The organism is Maribellus comscasis (assembly GCF_009762775.1).
Classification (GTDB): domain Bacteria; phylum Bacteroidota; class Bacteroidia; order Bacteroidales; family Prolixibacteraceae; genus Draconibacterium; species Draconibacterium comscasis.
This window is the reverse complement of the sequence record NZ_CP046401.1, coordinates 222,516-240,201: the sequence shown is the minus strand read 5'-3', so window position 1 is coordinate 240,201 and position 17,686 is coordinate 222,516. Positions and strand designations below refer to the sequence as shown.

The window sequence follows — 17,686 nt, the reverse complement described above, 5'->3', positions numbered from 1 at the left end:
AAAGTTAAAAAATATCCTTTCGTCTCAACAGCAATTTTTTCTTTGATTTTAGCGTAAGAATCTTTCAAAATCCCGATAATTATGAATCTGTTGAATCTTTTGAAGACTTCCTTTTCCTAAATGATGAGATGATTTGCATCGTTAGGTTTGTTCCCAAATCGTACGCCAGGTCTTTTATCTTGTCCGATAAATTATCCAGGATATTTGCAGAAGATTCAACCAGTTCTTTTTCTACGAATTTTTCCTGGAATTTTAATTTTTCCTGCATTAAAACCAGTTCCCTCATGTTTTTTATTCTTTTCATATTATTCTTTTTCCTGGTTTTCATCATCGAATAAAACTTCTGAGAAATTGCTGAGTAAGGCATTGGTTAAAATCTTTTTTCTGAAGATGATAAACAAAACAGCTATCAAAACTAAAAAACCGGTTGCGATTAAAACACCCTCAACATAATTGTTAAATTTTTGTCCGTACCAAATGGCAAATGCGGCTCCGAGAAACATGATTATTATTACTGAAAATAAAATAATAACCAGGTAGCTAAGTAAATAGCTCACGAAAGTGGATGTTTTTTTTAATAGCAGAAGCTTAAACAAGTCAAACTTTACCTGAACATATTGTTTAACAGAATCATTAAGCTCTGCTATATTGTTCGTTAATTTATTGCTCATTATTTTAAGATTTAGTGGAGTAACACACTAAATTTATTAATTGATTACGCGCCTGCTTTGGCTTTTTCTTTTACTTCTTTTTCTACTTCTTCTTTTTTATTGCGCATTTCATCAATAACATCGTTAAGCTTTTCTTTTACGTAATCCACTTTTTCTCCCAAAGTTTCGGTTACTTCTTTTGAAGTGTCTTTCACTTTTTTACCAATTTTTTTCCTGGTTTTTTCTCCTTTGTCAGGTGCTACCAATATTCCGGTTAGTGTTCCTGCTGCAGCGCCTGCAATAAATCCTAATAATGCGTTTCTTGTTCCCTTTTTCATAATTGTAATTTTTAAAATGTTTATGTACTTGTTAACTTGAGTTTTTTTTTTCCTTTGTTTTTAAGCTGATTTTTAGAAGCTATTGAAAAAAATATTCCAATAATTATTGTTTTAATATAATTTATTTATTGTCAGTGATTTGAGTTTCTTCTGAAATTGTGGTAAGTAATTATAAATGTGAAAATATTCTACACATTGTGTAATTTCTCTATAGTTTGTAAATAAACTTTTGCTTTTTTAGCCCATATCAAATCGTAGAAATAAAGCCGCATATTGTGGAGGATTTTATCCATTCTTTTCTCAGAATATTTTTTTGATTTATTTGTTTAAACTGTTCTTTATTAGTTGTTTGTGTGATTTTTGTCATGCTGGCACAGTTTTCACATAACATTGGTGTATAACTTTAAAATTATGATTATGAAAGTATTTGGAACTATTTTAACGGTATTAGGATTAATAGGTACCATTTTATTTGGTATTCAGGCCGCCAATAATTCAGAGACGTTTAGTTTACTGGGGATTGATGTTGCTGTAAGTGAAGCTAACTGGACTCCTGTTATTGTAAGCGGAGTCGTTACAGTAATCGGTATTCTAATCCTGTTAATCAACAAAGGAAAATAGTAATAGTAAAAGATATTAGGATAATGTTTAACAATTAAAAATTAAAGTCATGAATAAATTACAGGTAAAAGGAAACTGGAATGTAGTAAAAGGTAAACTGAAGCAGAAATATGCGGATATAACCGATGATGATCTCACTTATGTAGAAGGAAAAGAAGACGAGTTACTCGGTCGTTTGCAAAAAAAGACCGGCAAAGCACGTGAAGAATTAATAGATGAATTAAATAAATTATAGTCATGAGATCGCTGCTTTACCTTATTGCCGTTATTTTGGTAATTGGATGGATTTTTGGATTTTTTGTTTACACCGTCGGTGGTTTAATTCATATACTACTGGTGCTGGCGGTTATCTCAATTTTGATTTCAATAATCAGGGGCAGATGACCAAACAAAAAAACAAAAGTTACACGGACTTTCGAACGATGGTCCGTTTTTTTATGCTTTCAATTATTTTACCGGAGTTATTTCAAAAGGAATAGCAAAATTTAGCGGTTTATTTTTATGGTTATAAAACTTTGAATACTGATGGGTTATTTCCACTCCAAAATAGAATATGAGTGAAACAAAATAAATCCAGATTAGAATAACCACAAACGAACTGGCAGCGCCGTAAACAGCTCCCAATTTGCTGTTTCCAATAATAAATCCGATGATATATTTCCCAATAAAAAAGAATATGGCTGTAAATATAGCACCAAACCAGCTTGAGCGCCATTTTATGTTGACATCGGGCAAAAAGCGGTAAATAAAGGCAAATACCAGGGTAATAATTGCCAGCGAAATAAAAACATTTACAACCTGGGCAAATACAACAAAATCAGCTGTGAAATACAGGCTTAAAATATCGCGAAGAAAAGCAATTGAAGCGTCAACAACAAGTGAAACGAGCAAAATAAAACCCAAACTCAGAATCATCCCAAAGGAGAAAATACGATCTTTGACAAGTTTAAGAATATTCTGCTTTAATTTCGATTTTACTTTGACCCGCCATATATAATTGATATAATTTTGCATAATGCTAAATAGTGTAGTGGCCGAAACAAGAAATATAACTCCACCAATAACAGCACCTATTCCGCTGTTTTCCGCAATCTGATAATTTTCAATGGCATTCTCCAAAAGCTGGCTGCTTTCACTACCGATTAATACATTTACTTCATCAAATAATTTTTGGCGAATGGTAATGTCACCGGCAAAAATTCCGAAAACAGAAATAATGATTATTAGTATTGGAGCGATTGAAAATATTGCAAAGTATGCTGTTGTACCTGCCATACCAACCGGATTGTTTGAGCCAAAATTTACCAATGCTTTTTTTAAGATCAAAAAGCTGTCGCGAATTATTTTTCCTGCTTTTCTGCCTTTCATAACTAAAATTATTTTTTTCTTTTCCACAATTTTTTGAAACTAACACGATACTTGTCAACTCCCCTGTCACTAATCAAAAAAGCATAGGGTTTTAACTCATCGATATTTCGCATGATTACTTTTAATATGGCGAGTGTTGGGACAACTATCAGCATTCCTGCTATTCCCCATATCATGTTGGCAACCAGAAGGCTGAGGATGATTGCTAATGGATTTATTTTAATGCTGTTGCCTACAATGTTGGGGGTCAGTAGATTGTTTTCAGTAAACTGAACAACGATAAATAATACAGCAACCTTTAACAGGGTTGAAAAGGGGTCCGGAACAGTAAACAATACATAACTAAATGGAATTAAAAAGCCGAGAAATGTTCCTGCATATGGAATCAGATTTAGAAGTGCAGCTAATATTCCAAAAATCAGGGCATGTTTTACTCCAATTATATAAAGCCCGGTTGAGTTTAAAATGGCTAGAATGGCAACAACAATAAACAGACCTCCCAGGTATCGGGTTGTTACGGTAGATACCTCTCTCAAAATATGTAGCGTCTTTTCTCTTTTTTTCCTGCCAACAACACGAAATATAAAATGGGCCGATTTCGTTCTGTAAAAAAGAAGAAAAAAAGTAAAAACGGGTAGGATTGCAATTTGAAAGATAGTTGTTGTGGTTGCTGCAAATAAATTCCCCAGTTGTGTCTCCCAGGAAGAGAAAAAATTGTTTGAGAACCGGTCCACATAATGATCCATGGCACCGGCATTCATGCCAAGCTTATTTTCTAAAATCAGTTTTAATGAATCTGCTTTTGTTTCAAAATTTTCTTTTAGCTCTGCAAGGTCGATTGTCATATTCGACAGTTTTGCCGATAAAAAAAGAGCTACACTTCCAATAATTAGTATCGCAACCAGTATTACAAACAAAATGGCAATCGCCCTGTGAATTCCCAGTTTTTCTATTTTCCATGAAACAGGATAAAAAAGATAGGAGAAAAACACGCTTATTGCCAAAGGAATTAATATACTTTTTGCAGTAATAATTCCTGCAAGCAGAATAGTGATAATAAATAAAACTAACGTAAAACGGATAAGTCGTTGATTTTCCATATGCTGAAACTTTATTTGAAATAAAGAAAGAATTGTGCCAGGCATTCAGTGGAAGTTACCCGGGGGGTAACCAGATGCGGTTCTTAAAAGATGTAACAAGGACTTTTGTAAATTGATCGGTGTTTTAACAATGTTTTGGCAAGGTTGTATAGCTAAAAATTTATTTATTTGATATTGAAAAATTCCTTTATAAAGAATTCATTGGTTGTAAAGAATAGGGTCATGTTTATGGGGAATTTTGTCTACATAATACGAAAATCAGTTTCGTAAATTCCACAGTTGTATGTGGTCTGAAGGTCCTATTATTCAAAGAATTCAAGCACCTTGTTTACTTGTATATTTTTGGCAATATTTTTTCATTGTCGTTTATGTTGAATTTAAATACTAGAGTTATGTCAAAGAAAAATAATATCCCTCAGGTTAAAAATGAAAAACAATACGAGGCGCTAAGAGATAAAGGTTACAGTAAAGAAAAAGCAGCCAGAATTGCCAACACACCGGATTCCGGAGCAAAAGGCGGGAAAAGTAAAAAATATGAAAAATGGACAAAAGAAGATCTTTATAAAAAAGCGGCCCAAATAGGTATTTCTGGAAGAAGTAAAATGAACAAAGACGAGCTGATAGATGCACTTCGGAATCATTAAGGATTTGTGTTTTGCAGTTTTGTTTGAAAAAAAGTGTTTAAATGCCGAAATTTGAAAAGAAAAAACTCCGGTTAAAACAAAGTCGTCAATTTTAAGTTAAATAGAAACTGAATTTTATTTCTGTAACACGCGGGAATAGTTTTGAAATAAATAACAATATGCTTCGTCGCTTATTTTTTTTAATTTTTGTTTTTTTGGGTTGTATTATTCAAATGCAGGGACAGGAAAACTATGAAATCAGAAAGATTTCTTTTAAAGGCGATAAGTCATTGGAAGAGAGTTTTTTGCTGGAAAGGATGGCGTTAGAAGAGGTTTCCGGTTTTCAGAAATTAATTACAAGCGATGAACCCGCGCTTTACAACAAAGAACTTATCGATCTGGATTTGGAAAGACTTAAAAAGATTTACCAGCGCGAAGGTTTTATTGATGTAGCAGTTTCAGCCGAACCACCCGATATTAACGACAAAAAACAAATCGTTAAGTTAAAGTTTATCATTGAAGAAGGAGAACCCGTTCAGGTTGATTCAGTTTATTTGGTAATGGTCGAAAACAAGCAACAAATAAATGTCGATTCTTTGAAAGAAAAGGCGATAAAAAAATTACAGCTAAAAGAGGGAAAACGGTTTCGCGATGAGGCTCTACAGGAAGATCTGGCCTATGTCGAAAATATTTTCAGAGATCTGGGGCATGCGTATGTAAGTGTTATTTATGAACTTGGTTTGAAACCTGGCGAAAAAACTACATCAATAAGATATAAAATTACACCCGGTCCGGTATGTAACTTTGGAGAAACTACAGTTACCGGAAACAAACATGTTTCAGAAACATTTATACGAAAACAGTTTGAGTATGAAGAAGGAGAATTATACAATAAGTCGCTGTTAACTGAGACCCGTCAGTCTCTTTATCATCTTCAATTATTCCGTGTTGTTTCCGTTTTGCCGCAAAAAGATCCGCAAACCCGGCAAAGCCCCATTCCTGTAAAATTATATGTGGAAGAGGCGCCGCGTGTGGATACAAAATTTGGTGTCGGTTACGGAACAGAAGATAAGTTCCGGACGTTTGTTGATTTTAGTTACCTTGGCTTTTTGGGTACTGCCCGGCGTATTAACCTGTATGCAAAACATTCTGCCCTTGAACCCTATTATATAAGTTTAAAATGGACACAACCGCAAATTTTAAATAAAAACGGATCTATTTCTCTAAATCCGTTTATTTCGAGCAACTCGGAGCCTGGTTACAATACACGGACTTATGGAGTTAATGTGCCGCTTACATACAGTTTTAACAGCCGGCTGAATTCGACGCTTACCTATTATCTTGAAAATGTTGAACAGGAGATTGAAGCCGGTGACCCGGATTTTGAGGATACCGAAAGTGAGAAATTTCCATACAATAAGTCGGGTATGCTGTTAAGTACCGTTTTTTCTACAGCCAGACCTAAATTTTCTCCGGAAAGAGGCGTAAGTATGTCTTTTGGATTTAAGTTTAACGGTTATGTTTTTGGTGGCGATTTTAGTTACACTCGTTTATGGGGCGATATTAGAACCTACCGGAAAATCGGGGACTGGATACTTGCGTTGCGGGTTATGGCGGGAGGAATAAATTCTTCCAACGAGAACGGTTTTATTCCGGTTGAAGACCGTTTCTATTCAGGAGGGAGTAATTCTATTCGCGGTTGGAATCGATCAGAATTGGGACCAAGACGAGAAAGTGGTTCACCGCTTGGTGGTAAAAGTATCATCGAAACAAATATCGAGTTGCGTTATCCTTTGTTTTGGAGAATTAGCGGAGTTGCTTTTTTTGAAGGTGGAAATGTTTGGACGGGGTCGTACCGGTATAAGTTAAATGATTTAGGATATGCTGCCGGCGGCGGAATAAGGGTTGAAACACCAATCGGACCGGTTCGCTTTGATGTGGGGCTACCGGTTTGGAATCAAAAAAGAAGCCCCCAGTTTTTTATTAGTGTTGGACAGGCTTTTTAAACAAATGAAGAATTTTTTCAAATACGGGCTTCTTATTTTTGGATGGTTAGTTGCGGGAATCGTCTTTTTAATTGTTATTGCCGGTGTGTTGCTGCAAACTCAGCCTGTGAAAAAGAAGATTACGTCTGTTGCACAGGAAAAAGTATCGGACGTTTTAAAGGGGGATATTACAATTGGTAAAATAGACGGGAATTTTTTTACCAGCCTTTCTTTAGAAAATATTTTGTGGCTGAATGAAAGTGATACGATAGCTTTTATTCAACAATTTGATGCCCGATATGAGTTAAGACCTCTTTTAAAAAGTAAACTACTCGTTCACAGCGCACATATTTCAAATCCGTATTTTTACTTAAAACAAAATAAAGATTCAACGTGGAGCGTCCAAAATCTTGTTGAACAGACGGCAGATGATAAAAGCACCAAAAAGTCTTCGGGTAGTTTCAATATGGTGATTTCAAATTTTGAAATCGAAGAAGGGAATGTGAAAATCGATGCGTTGGATACAATCGTTCCTCAAAGAATAAATCATATGAATACAAAGTTGGATTTAGATTATTCGTCAGAAAGCCAAAATTTGATGTTGAATAATCTTTCATTTTCCACGTCAGATCCAACACTGATTCTGGAAAAACTTTCATTTAATGCTGAACGAAATTCCAACAAAATCAGAATGGAGGATTTTTATTTAAAAACAGCCAATAATAAGTTGGAAGCGAGCGCCAACTATGTTCAGGATACATTGTTAGATGCCACAGCAAACATTGAAAGCGCACCATTACACCTGAACGAATTTGAATTTTTCCTCCCGGGCCTGACACTTCCGGCCTCGCCAACTTTAAATATCTCAACCAGTGTGAAAAAAGGGCATCTGGAAGCAAAAATTATTTTGGCTGACAAAGATCAACAGATTGCTCTTTGGGTAAACTCAGAAAATTTTGCTCAGTTTTTAAATAATACCAAAACGATACTCCTGCAATACGATGTTGAAGGAACATTTCAAAACATAGATCTTGCGAATTGGTTGGGCGACCCTCAGTTGGATTATCTTGTAAATGGCCGGCTTCAGATTAAAGGGAAAGGAACAGACCCTGAAACTGCTGTTATTTCACTAAATGGAGATTTCAAAGATTGTATCATAAAAGAAAAACCAGTAGATAAACTAACGGCTTCTCTGCATCTCAAAAACGGAAATCTGGATGGGAAAGTAGAAGGAGAGGGAAACTTTGGAACGATAAATATTACCCCTGAAATAAAAGATTTACAGGGAACACCCTCTTACCGGTTAAAACTGATAACCCGGAAATTTAATTTGGCCGAAATTACCGGGAACGACAGTCTTCAGTCTGATATAAATTTAATTGCACAGATTGAAGGTGAAAATTTTGATCCCAAAAGAATCCGGGCCAGCTCAAGCTTTAATTTGTCAAATTCCCGGTTTCAGGAAGTGGTTTTCGATACTTTGGTTGCTCAAGCCCGATATCAATCTGAAAATATTCAAATCGATTCGTTGTGGACAGAAACACAAACCGTTAAATTAAACGCCTCGGGGAATTATAATTTGCATGGAAATTCTGACTTGATATTAAAAGCCGGCTTTACAGGTCTTGAGGAGTTTGCCCGTTTTATTCCTGCAGAACAGGTTTTTGCAGAAGGAGAAATTGATGCCCGTTTAAAGGGAATAACTGATTCATTGAATGTAGAAACAAGGTTAATCCTAAAAGACGTTCAATATGATGATTTTACAACTGATAACATAGCAGTTACAGCCAAAGGGCAGCTGACTCAGCGAGACACCACTTTCAATGCCCGCATTACAGCAAATAAATTCAGAGCGGGAAAACTACTTCTTGATTCAGTAAATTTTGATGTTGGTTATTTAGCTGATTCTCTTTTTGTTGACGGAAGAGGTTCAGGCGATGATGTGAAAACAAATTTGACGGCTGGAATCAATTTGGGAAAATCGCAAAAGATAAGCGTTGAAGACTGGGCAGTAGATTTTAAAAACCAGCATTTTGAGCTTCAAAATCCACCGGCCGTTTTTGAATTGGATTCTTCTCAATACAAAATTTCAAATTTTAAGCTTATTTCTAACCTTTCCGATTCTGCTCAATATATTATGGCGGATGGTCTGATATCCCGGGGTGGCGAAGAAGATTTTCGTATGGAAGTGGCAAATATCAATATACAGCAACTTTTGGAAATGTTTGAGATAGATTTTGCAGCTTCCGGAATAATAAACGTAAAAGCAGATTTAAAAGGCACGGCGAAATCGCCCCTGTTGACGGGCAGGTTTTCGGTTGACAATGCAACTTTGAATGAATACGGGTTTACCGATTTTAGTGGTGATATTGGGTTGAAAGAGCGAAAATTGAGCACCGATATCAACATTGTTCCAAGCCAGGAAGGTCGATTAAAACTAAGTGGCGTATTTCCCGTGTTGGCAGAGTTGGATAGTATGAAATTTAATCTTAATCCCAAAGATTCTTTAGATGCAAATCTGATTGTGGAAAAGTTTCCGCTGGCCGTTTTACAAAATATTGAAATCGCAAAAAACATTGAGGGTTATATAGAAGGGAACGTTGATGTAAAAGGGACACTCGAAGCTCCCGACCCGAAAGGAAATTTTCATTTGGTAGATGCTTCGCTGGAGGTGCCGGAATATGGAATTGATTATAAAGAACTTTCTTTAAATATTGAGTTTTTTCCTGAAGCGGTTAAACTCGATTCGTTTTATATAAAAAGCAAAGATGGAAATATGAAAGCAAGCGGAACCATCGATTTTAGTACCGCGTTTTATAAAGGTGATGTTAGTGAGTCGGAGATAAATGTTGAATTTAATGATTTTAATCCGGTAGATCACAGGCAATTTAATATGCAGCTGTCCGGAGATGCAAATCTGAAGGGGAAAAAAGGTGAGGTGGTTTTTAGCGGCGATCTGAACATCCCGGAATCAGAAATTTACCTTCCGGCTATTTTTAATATGATGGGCAGAATGAGCGCTCCGGAAATCCCCGATCCGATTTTGGTGCGCGAAATGAAGAATATGCAGCTTTATAAAGATTCGCTTACATTTGTTGGCGACACCATTCATACCGATAGTTTTGATTTTTCTTATCTCGACAATTTTACAGGAACACTTAATTTAAAAATTCCCAAAAATTCCTGGATAAAAAATAAAGATATGCACATAGAAATATCGGGGGATGTAGAGCTAAGAAAAAACAAAGACTTTTTTGAACTGTTTGGTTCGGTTGATGTGGTGCGGGGGCAATATGATTTACTGGGGAAAACTTTTATTATCGACGACGGAACAATTGGTTTTCAGGGCGGGGAAGAATTGATGCCCCGTATTGATATAACCGCTTCCTATACATTTCGAAATTCAGAAAGAGCTCAACAAACACTAACAGTCCAGGTTTCTGGTACGGCCGAAGAACCAAATGTGAATTTTAGTTTGGATGGAAGCAATGTGAGCGAGGGTGATGCACTTTCATATATTTTGTTTGGAAAGAGTATGGATGAACTTAGTATTGACCAGCAACAAAATGTGGCAGGGGCGGGAAGTCTGGCCGGAACAGCAGCGGCAGCAATTTTGTCATCGCAGTTAAATAATTTTTTAGGTGAAAACCTGGATGTGGATTATATAGAAATTAAAAGTGACGGTGATTTTGATAACGCCACTGTGGTGGTGGGGAAATACATTACCAATGATCTTTTTGTAAGCTATGAACAACGTTTTGGCGAAACCGATGAAAAAGAAATGGCAAAATATGAGGTTAAACTGGAATATGAGCTTTTCAAATTTCTTTTTCTTCAGCTTAACAACTCTTCCAACGACAGCGGTTTCGACATAATATTCAAACTTAGTTCAGAATAATATTCCTCTGTCTTTTCGTGAATCGTTATTTGATAGGCAGAGAAGAAATTTTACGTAATACGTAAAGTTTTTTACTTCCTTTTACTCTTATCAAAATATAATTTGTTTGAAAAAGATTGGTTGTCTGAGGGGCTAAATTGACAAGCAGTTAATACGGCCAGGCTAAAAGACTTTGGAGTAGTTTATGGAACAGAATGCATTTTAATTTCGGACAGATATTATAATTTTTTGAATATTCCGGACAACCCTGAAGAATAAACTTTTTATGAGAAAAAAGGGTGCCCATTTGGGCACCCTCACTTTGTAATTATATGGTTAATACAACCATTGTTCATCGCTTAAAAAGCGATTTTAATTCCTATTCCCGGGTCAGGCGAGAAGAAAACTCCACCTTCACTAACAATTTCGATGTATGGTTTTAATCCAATGTCAAATGCAATGGGTACATCTGGTATTTTATATTCCAGGCCCACTACACCATCAATACCAATTCCAAAGTCTCCGTCATCAATACCGTGCGGATGGTTGTACCACGATGCACCATATCTTCCGTCAAAATCATCGCCATAAAATGCAACATGGCCTCCAACACCATAAAACCAATTTAATCCGGGTTCGTTAAATGCCATTTGATTTTTCTCCCAAAGTCCTGTTAAACTTACGCCATCGTGCCAGAAACCCACAATACCTTCCAACGCTGAGGCTCCGTTGTTTTTTTTCAGTGTAATGCCGGAAGTCCCCCCTGAGCGAAGCCCGATTGCAAAATCATATTGAGCCATTACAACTCCTGTGGCTAAAATCATCAGCGTAACTAAAACGATTTTCTTCATAATAATTTTTTTAATGTTTTGAGGATTGTACAGCCAAATTTCCGACCACGATATCAATTGTTTGTGCTTTGTGTTTTTTAAGTGTTTGTATTTTAATATTTTATGTGTGTATTGAGGGATCTTTCAAGTGTGTCGATCTTGTGGACTATTAGCCTCAATGTGTGGATTCGTATTACCATATCCCCACCAGGAACTATTGTGATAAATATTTTTAGTTTCTGGTTTAATATGTTGATTAACAGGTGAGAGCAGCCGGTATTATAATATGTTTTGTGAATTGGCATAATTGTTCCCTATCATTTTACAGATTTTCAAAATTTGAATGATATGAAAAAATGGAAAAAAGCAAACAAAGTTATTTTACCGGTTTTTTTATCGGTTGTTTTTTTATTCGTCTCGTGTAATACAACCAGAACTTTAAAAGGTGGTGCAATTGGTGCCGGTGCCGGTGGTGCAATTGGTGGAGTTATTGGCTCAAAATCAGACAATACAGCTAAAGGAGCTATTCTGGGGGCTGTAATCGGAGGTACAGCCGGTGCATTAATCGGAAATTATATGGATAAACAGGCAGAAGAGCTCGCCGCGGATTTGGAAGGTGCCCAAATTGAAAGAATTGGAGAGGGAATCAAAATTACTTTTGACTCCGGGATTCTTTTTGGTTTCGATTCGTCTGAGCTGACACCTACTTCAACAACCAACATTACGGAAATGGCACAAACGCTCATTAAATACGATGATACAAAGATTATTATCGAAGGTCATACCGATAGTAAAGGAAGCGACAGTTATAACCAGGATCTTTCGGAAGAACGTGCAGCCTCTGTTGCCGATCTGTTAAAAAGTAAAGGCGTTGCCGGAAACAGAATATCAGAAGTTGGATACGGTGAAGAGATGCCGGTTGCCGACAATGAAACGGAACAGGGCCGAAGCCTGAACAGAAGAGTTGAAGTAGCCATTTTTGCCAATGAAAAATTAAAACGCGCTGCTGAAAGGGGAGACCTTGATAACTCGTAGACAGAATATTTCAAGTAAAAACAAACACATTAAAACAACAATAGAGGATATGAAAAAAATATTTATAGTTACGCTATCAATCATTTTGATAAGTGGTACAGCATTATATGCTCAGGAATCGCAAAGTGGGATTAAAGGAGGACTTAATCTGTCGAGTTTAACCACCGATGGGAACAATGATAAAAATCTGAAAACCGGCTTTCACGCTGGTGTATTTACAAAAATCCCGTTGAGCGAGAGTTTTGCCATTCAACCCGAACTTATGTATTCAGGTAAGGGCATAAAATTAAATTACGACGAAAGTGCATTTGCCGATGGAGAAACAAAATTCAATCTCAATTATATTGATTTGCCTGTAAAACTGGTATTTAATCTTTCTGAAGATTTTGAGTTTCAATTTGGTCCGTATGTGGCTTACCTGATAAATGCAAATGTAGATACCAATGCAGAAGTTCTCGACTTTTGGAATATTGAATCGAGCGACGAGCTTAACCGGGAACATTTTCACTCGTTGGATTACGGATTGACTGCCGGACTTGGCTTTGACCTCGAGCCTTTAATTTTAGGATTTAATTACAACCTGGGGCTTAATCAGGTGGCAAAAAACGACGATACCTCTTATGATATTTTAGGCGATGCGAAAAATTCGGTAATCCGGGTGTATGTTGGAATGAAATTTTAACCCGAAAAATTTATAGTTATGTTACGTTTAGCCATTATCTTTTTCATCATCGCAATTATTGCAGCCATATTTGGTTTTGGTGGAATAGCAGCAGGTGCTGCAAGTATAGCAAAAATTGTTTTTTTCATATTTATTATTTTACTGCTTCTTTCTGTTATAGCAGGTGGAATACGCGGTTTTAAATAGAAGAAGGTATTTTCATAATCAAATTTTATAAGTTTGGTTGGTGGGGGGCTGAAATTTCAGCTTCCCATTTTTGTTTCTCGCACCATTTTTTTTACATAAAAACACGCTTGTTTGCTCACAATTTTGTGGCTATACTTCCACAGGTCAACAAAAAATCTACACTGCTTAAAAAGGTTTTATTTTTCCCGATTTGCAGACACTTATTTGTAAAATATTGAAAACCTGTTTGTTGTGTTTTTGTTCTAAAACTAAGACTAATAATAGAACGAAATTTGCAGAGAAAACAGGTAGAGTAGAACGATTTAATAAAACAAGCATGAAAAAAATAGTCTCAATAATTTATTCTTTTGAAAATGTAGAAAAAATAGCTGACTATTCAATAAAGTTAGCTCGCGATTTAAATCGTGAACTGGAATTTTTACATGCAACTGAATCTGAAAATATTCATTGGGATCCCACCCTTACAAAATACAATTCGCTAAGCAATGTGGCGGAGAGCGAGAATAATTTGCTGGTTAAAGAGCGGGAACGCATTTTGCAAAAATTGCTCCATGTAAAAAAAGTCTCGTTGGATTATGATTATCCGGTTCATTTTACTGTTGTCCCCGGTTCTGTTTCGGTAGTTGTAAAAATGCTTTGCGAAAGAGATGATGTGGAAATGGTAATTGCGCCCTTCACTACAAAAAACAAAATGGATGTTGTAGTTGCTGAAATGATTGACGATTTGGATTTGCCGGTTTACACTTTCCCGCTTGATGAGGAGTATCACAAAATTAAATCCATAGTTTATGCTTCCGATTATCAGAAACAAGATGTAAAGGTACTCAAACGAATTGCGCGACTGGCCAAAAAGTTTACGGCGTCGGTAACTGTATTTCACGTACTAAAATTGAATGAATTTGATGCTGAGCTTAAAAAGAACGGGCTCCAGGAAATGGTGAATAAAAAGATTGATTTGAACGATATGAAGGTAGAACAGGAAAAAGCCGGCAGTCCGGCAAAAGGCATCCGCAGGTTTACGCAAAAATCGTATGCCGATTTGGTTGTTTTGTTAAAACAGAATAAGAATTTTTTTAAAGAAATTTTTGGCAGAAGCACAACCAGGGAAATACTAAACGATATTGATACGCCGGTACTAATATATCATCAAAAATAGTTCGTTGTTTATTTGGTCAGTAATGAAAAGGGTTTCCGGACGTAGATTCGCGAAATCCTTTTTTTTAGATCGAAACCACCAGTTCTCGAAAAAAATACCATGTCATCATTCCGGAGGTGATTAGTTTTAGCAGCGTTCCCGCCAAAAAACCAAGGAAAGAGCCGAAGCCGGACTTTAACGCTGCTCCGGAGTCTTTTCCAGCAGTTAATTCACCAACCACTGCGCCAACAAACGGGCCGATAATAATTCCGAATGGCGGGAAAAAGAACAAACCAATAACCAGCCCGATGATACTGCCCCAAACACCGCGTTTACTTCCACCAAATTTTTTTGTTCCCCAGGCGGGGATAATATAGTCGAGTGCATAAACGACAGCAGTTATAATGGCCCATATTACCAGAAAACGAGATGAAAACTGATATCTTTCTGTAAAGTGAAGCAGGAGTAGACCGATATAGCTTAAAGGCGGTCCGGGAATAATAGGTAGTACACAGCCAAGAATTCCGCTGATTATTAAAATGACTCCCAAGCCAATTAAAACATAATCCATAATTGTAAATTAAATTTCCGGTAAAAATATTTTTTTGAATTGTACTGTCATTTTTATTTCGGTAAACACCGGATTATTTTCGGTTATTTTTCCTCCATTTTATACTGAGCAGGAAAATGAGAATCACTGAAAGCGAAACCACAAGGCCACTGAGATACATAAATTCTTGTTTTTCGAGCAAATATATCGCGTGGGCGCTTATTTTTTCCCAGTAGGTTATTGTGAGCAGCACCAGTAAATTGTTTATCGAATGGCCTAAAATAGAAAGGACAATGTTATTTGTCCGAATCATAATCCATCCCAAAAGAAGTCCTAAAATAAATGTTGCGGGCATCTGCCACGGATTTAAATGGTACAAGGAAAACAGTAGTGCCGACATAAAAACAGCCACAAATGCATTGTAATTGCGTCGCAATCCCTGTAAAATTATTCCTCTAAAGATAAGTTCTTCTACCACAGGGGCCACCACAGCTACCTTTATGAACGCTCCCCACCAGCCAAAATCACTGTCGAAAATTTTACTGAACATTTCCCAAAACCAAACTGGCGCAGGAATCATTTTTTCTACCCATGCATTCACGTCATTCAGGAGATTTTGTATTCCCCAGAAAAAAGTAGCAATAGGAACAAGAATCAGCGGGTTAAACATTTTTAGCGGAAATACTTTCAGAAAAGGTGCTTTGGACTTTTTGAAACCGTAAATCAGTATAAAAAGCGTAGATCCAACGCCAAGTACAATCTTTTTTACCGGATTGTAGAGGTATTCTGTGTCCTTGTAATAATCGATTAGAGCGAGCGGAAAATCTACAATGGTTTGAATAAACATGTAGAGGATAAGTAAATGAATGGATTGCAGAATTGTTGGATAATATTTTTGTCTTACTTCATTCATTTATTTTACTGCTGTATTTATTGATTATGTAAATAAATTAAACCTAAAAATGTTCAGATTAAAAATAGTAAAAATGTCAATCGGGTACATTTTCAGTAGCCAGAATTTTGTTGGTTTTAAAAGAAAAGTAGCGTTGGATAATGTAGCTGTACACAACCACAATAAAAGTGGTTACTCCTTTAGCTAAAGTTGCATACATTCCGGCCACTTCCACAAATAGTTTCAGAAAAATATAATTTAATAAAACAGATCCGGCCACTGAAACACCGTATCGAAAAAGCTGAATACGACCACGTAATTCTGAGGCTGTGAAAGTTATATATTTTGCCAACAAAAATCCGGTAGTAAAAGTTATGGGAAAAACCATTAAAAATGCTGCAATGTGCGGACTAATGGCAACAAATCCCACGTCAACAATTTGCATTTGTAAAACAAAATGATAAAAAATAAAATACAGGAAGATATCGAGTAAGGTATTTGCACCACCCGTAGCTGCATACCTGAAAATTTCGATGGGGATAAATTTAAAAAAAGGGAAATAAAACCAATCGATAATCCGGATTATCAGATCCCTAACTTTGTTAAAAAAATAACTCATAAATAGTAACTGCCCCGTTTAACGTCGTAAAGAAACCAAATTCCGGGTAATAAATAAAAAAATGGAGCAATATTTATATTTCCGGTGGTTTTCTGAGCTGTTTTTTTTGTGCATTTATTTTTTTCTTTTCAAGCCGTTTTTGTTTAGAACCTGCGGTTGGACTGGTTTTTATTCTTTTCTTTTTTGGAGTTAAAGCATTTTTTACCAGTAAGATAAAGCGTTCGAATACCTTTTTCCTGTTGGCCAGTTGTGAACGCTCCGACTCCGAGAAAAGTAACAATTCGCTTTCCGAGTTTATCCGGTTGCCCAGTTTTTGGCGGATGAGGTCTTTTTCTTTCTCTGAAAATACAGAAGATTCATTTACCGGGAAACGTAGTTCAACCCGGGTGTTTACTTTGTTTACATTTTGTCCGCCGGGGCCGCTACTCCGCGTGGCTGAATAAGTGCATTCATTTTCGAGGCGTTTTATTATTTCTTCCGAAAAAATCATATCATCCGTTTTTACTTATCGATTCCAGCTTTTCCTGATTAAGAATCGAAATATCTTTACCTTTTAGTTGTATGATTTTTTCTTTTTCAAATTCCTTTAAAAATTTGATGGCGCTTTCGGTAGAAATAGAAGCAAAATCGGCAATTTCCTGCCGGGTAAGAAATTTAAAAACATTTTCTTTTAAAAATTCTTCTTGTGAAAGATAGAGTAGGGAGGAAGCCAGTTTTCCGCGCATTTGTTTGTAGGAAACATTTTTTATTATTTCAAAAAGATGCCTTTCGTTTCGATAGTTCTTTGATGTTATTTCAAGCGCAAATTCCGGGTTTTTTAACAGTAAATCTTTCAATGTCTCTTTTTCAATCATACATATCTCGCAGTCGGTTAAGGCCTGTGTTGAATAGGTATGGATATTTTCACCAAAAATGGAAGAAAAAGCGAGAAAGTCGCCGGCTTTGGCAAGGCTAATGTTAATCTGCTTTTCAATACCGGTTTGCAGGTAGACTTTAACCAGCCCTTCAACAACATAAATTACATAAGGCGCAAAGGCACCTTGTTTAAAAATATTTTCACCTTTCAGATAAGAAACCCGGGTTTTGTTTTCGCTCAAAACCCTGCTTTGAACCAAATCCATTTCTTTAATCGGATTCGGTGTGGTTATATTTTCAGAGTCCTTCATAATTCCGGTTTTGTTTACCTGGTGCAAAA

The 17,686-nt window shown here is 36.3% G+C and carries 21 protein-coding genes; 10 read left to right on the top strand and 11 right to left on the bottom strand.

All coding sequences use genetic code 11. The features are described from left to right. Positions 1–79 precede the first annotated feature (79 nt). From GM418_RS01090 to GM418_RS01080, 3 genes are read right to left on the bottom strand one after another with little or no spacing between them, the layout of a single operon-like run. A complete protein-coding gene (locus tag GM418_RS01090) occupies positions 80–304 on the bottom strand; it encodes a hypothetical protein (RefSeq protein WP_158862325.1) in 225 nt (74 codons plus the stop codon). A gap of 1 nt (position 305) precedes the next feature. After that, positions 306–671: a hypothetical protein gene (locus GM418_RS01085; RefSeq protein ID WP_158862323.1), complete on the bottom strand. Its 366-nt coding sequence runs from the start codon at positions 669–671 to the stop codon at positions 306–308. A gap of 44 nt (positions 672–715) precedes the next feature. After that, complete coding sequence (locus GM418_RS01080; protein ID WP_158862321.1) at positions 716–988, bottom strand: YtxH domain-containing protein; 273 nt, start codon at positions 986–988, stop codon at positions 716–718. Positions 989–1,405: 417 nt separating this feature from the next. On the opposite strand from GM418_RS01080, the gene GM418_RS01075 reads away from it, so the two are divergent. Genes GM418_RS01075 through GM418_RS01065 form a run of 3 tightly spaced genes read left to right on the top strand, consistent with a single transcriptional unit; the run spans position 1,406 to position 1,993 of the window. Further along, complete coding sequence (locus GM418_RS01075; RefSeq protein WP_158862319.1) at positions 1,406–1,609, top strand: transglycosylase; 204 nt, start codon at positions 1,406–1,408, stop codon at positions 1,607–1,609. Positions 1,610–1,658: 49 nt separating this feature from the next. Further along, entirely contained in the window at positions 1,659–1,844 is a 186-nt protein-coding gene (locus GM418_RS01070) for a CsbD family protein (protein WP_158862317.1), read from the top strand. Between the two features lie 2 nt (positions 1,845–1,846). Then, positions 1,847–1,993 (top strand): lmo0937 family membrane protein, encoded by a 147-nt coding sequence (locus GM418_RS01065; protein ID WP_158862315.1) that lies wholly within the window; start codon positions 1,847–1,849, stop codon positions 1,991–1,993. A 63-nt stretch (positions 1,994–2,056) separates the two neighbouring features. Here GM418_RS01065 and GM418_RS01060 read toward each other — a convergent pair whose 3' ends face one another. Together GM418_RS01060 and GM418_RS01055 are read right to left on the bottom strand one after the other, a co-directional pair. Then, positions 2,057–2,977, bottom strand: coding sequence for a YihY/virulence factor BrkB family protein (locus tag GM418_RS01060; RefSeq protein ID WP_158862313.1), 921 nt, complete (start codon positions 2,975–2,977; stop codon positions 2,057–2,059). An 8-nt stretch (positions 2,978–2,985) separates the two neighbouring features. Then, entirely contained in the window at positions 2,986–4,077 is a 1,092-nt protein-coding gene (locus GM418_RS01055; protein ID WP_158862311.1) for an AI-2E family transporter, read from the bottom strand. 392 nt (positions 4,078–4,469) lie between these two features. Here GM418_RS01055 and GM418_RS01050 point away from each other — a divergent pair, with 392 nt between their 5' ends. The 3 genes from GM418_RS01050 to GM418_RS01040 all read left to right on the top strand — a co-directional run bounded on the left by GM418_RS01050 (position 4,470) and on the right by GM418_RS01040 (position 10,583). Continuing rightward, positions 4,470–4,721: a DUF7218 family protein gene (locus GM418_RS01050; RefSeq protein ID WP_158862309.1), complete on the top strand. Its 252-nt coding sequence runs from the start codon at positions 4,470–4,472 to the stop codon at positions 4,719–4,721. 158 nt (positions 4,722–4,879) lie between these two features. Continuing rightward, entirely contained in the window at positions 4,880–6,706 is a 1,827-nt protein-coding gene (locus tag GM418_RS01045) for a BamA/OMP85 family outer membrane protein (protein ID WP_217447676.1), read from the top strand. Between the two features lie 4 nt (positions 6,707–6,710). After that, on the top strand, positions 6,711–10,583 hold the full coding sequence (locus GM418_RS01040) for a translocation/assembly module TamB domain-containing protein (RefSeq protein WP_158862305.1): 3,873 nt from the start codon (positions 6,711–6,713) through the stop codon (positions 10,581–10,583). Between the two features lie 338 nt (positions 10,584–10,921). Here the strand turns inward: GM418_RS01040 and GM418_RS01035 are convergent, their stop codons facing one another. Further along, positions 10,922–11,413, bottom strand: a complete 492-nt coding sequence (locus GM418_RS01035) for a hypothetical protein (protein ID WP_158862303.1) — start codon at positions 11,411–11,413, stop codon at positions 10,922–10,924. A 327-nt stretch (positions 11,414–11,740) separates the two neighbouring features. Here GM418_RS01035 and GM418_RS01030 point away from each other — a divergent pair, with 327 nt between their 5' ends. The 4 genes from GM418_RS01030 (at position 11,741) to GM418_RS01015 (ending at position 14,451) form a co-directional block, all read left to right on the top strand. Further along, positions 11,741–12,427 carry a YiaD family glycine zipper/OmpA-like lipoprotein gene (locus GM418_RS01030; RefSeq protein WP_158862301.1) on the top strand — a complete coding sequence of 229 codons (687 nt, stop codon included), beginning with the start codon at positions 11,741–11,743 and terminating at the stop codon, positions 12,425–12,427. A gap of 49 nt (positions 12,428–12,476) precedes the next feature. After that, positions 12,477–13,109 carry a porin family protein gene (locus GM418_RS01025; protein ID WP_158862299.1) on the top strand — a complete coding sequence of 211 codons (633 nt, stop codon included), beginning with the start codon at positions 12,477–12,479 and terminating at the stop codon, positions 13,107–13,109. An 18-nt stretch (positions 13,110–13,127) separates the two neighbouring features. Beyond that, complete coding sequence (locus tag GM418_RS01020) at positions 13,128–13,295, top strand: DUF1328 family protein (RefSeq protein ID WP_158862297.1); 168 nt, start codon at positions 13,128–13,130, stop codon at positions 13,293–13,295. Between the two features lie 316 nt (positions 13,296–13,611). After that, entirely contained in the window at positions 13,612–14,451 is an 840-nt protein-coding gene (locus tag GM418_RS01015; protein ID WP_158862295.1) for a universal stress protein, read from the top strand. Positions 14,452–14,515: 64 nt separating this feature from the next. Here the strand turns inward: GM418_RS01015 and GM418_RS01010 are convergent, their stop codons facing one another. The 5 genes from GM418_RS01010 to GM418_RS00990 all read right to left on the bottom strand — a co-directional run bounded on the left by GM418_RS01010 (position 14,516) and on the right by GM418_RS00990 (position 17,657). Further along, positions 14,516–15,001: a DUF456 domain-containing protein gene (locus GM418_RS01010; protein WP_158862293.1), complete on the bottom strand. Its 486-nt coding sequence runs from the start codon at positions 14,999–15,001 to the stop codon at positions 14,516–14,518. Between the two features lie 73 nt (positions 15,002–15,074). After that, complete coding sequence (locus GM418_RS01005; protein ID WP_158862291.1) at positions 15,075–15,893, bottom strand: CPBP family intramembrane glutamic endopeptidase; 819 nt, start codon at positions 15,891–15,893, stop codon at positions 15,075–15,077. A gap of 76 nt (positions 15,894–15,969) precedes the next feature. Continuing rightward, positions 15,970–16,491 (bottom strand): GtrA family protein, encoded by a 522-nt coding sequence (locus GM418_RS01000; protein ID WP_158862289.1) that lies wholly within the window; start codon positions 16,489–16,491, stop codon positions 15,970–15,972. Between the two features lie 73 nt (positions 16,492–16,564). Next, positions 16,565–16,981, bottom strand: coding sequence for an alternative ribosome rescue aminoacyl-tRNA hydrolase ArfB (arfB, locus tag GM418_RS00995; protein ID WP_158862287.1), 417 nt, complete (start codon positions 16,979–16,981; stop codon positions 16,565–16,567). A 1-nt stretch (position 16,982) separates the two neighbouring features. Then, the gene (locus GM418_RS00990) at positions 16,983–17,657 is read right to left on the bottom strand and encodes a Crp/Fnr family transcriptional regulator (protein WP_158862285.1); all 675 of its coding nucleotides are present in this window, start codon (positions 17,655–17,657) and stop codon (positions 16,983–16,985) included. Positions 17,658–17,686 lie beyond the last annotated feature (29 nt).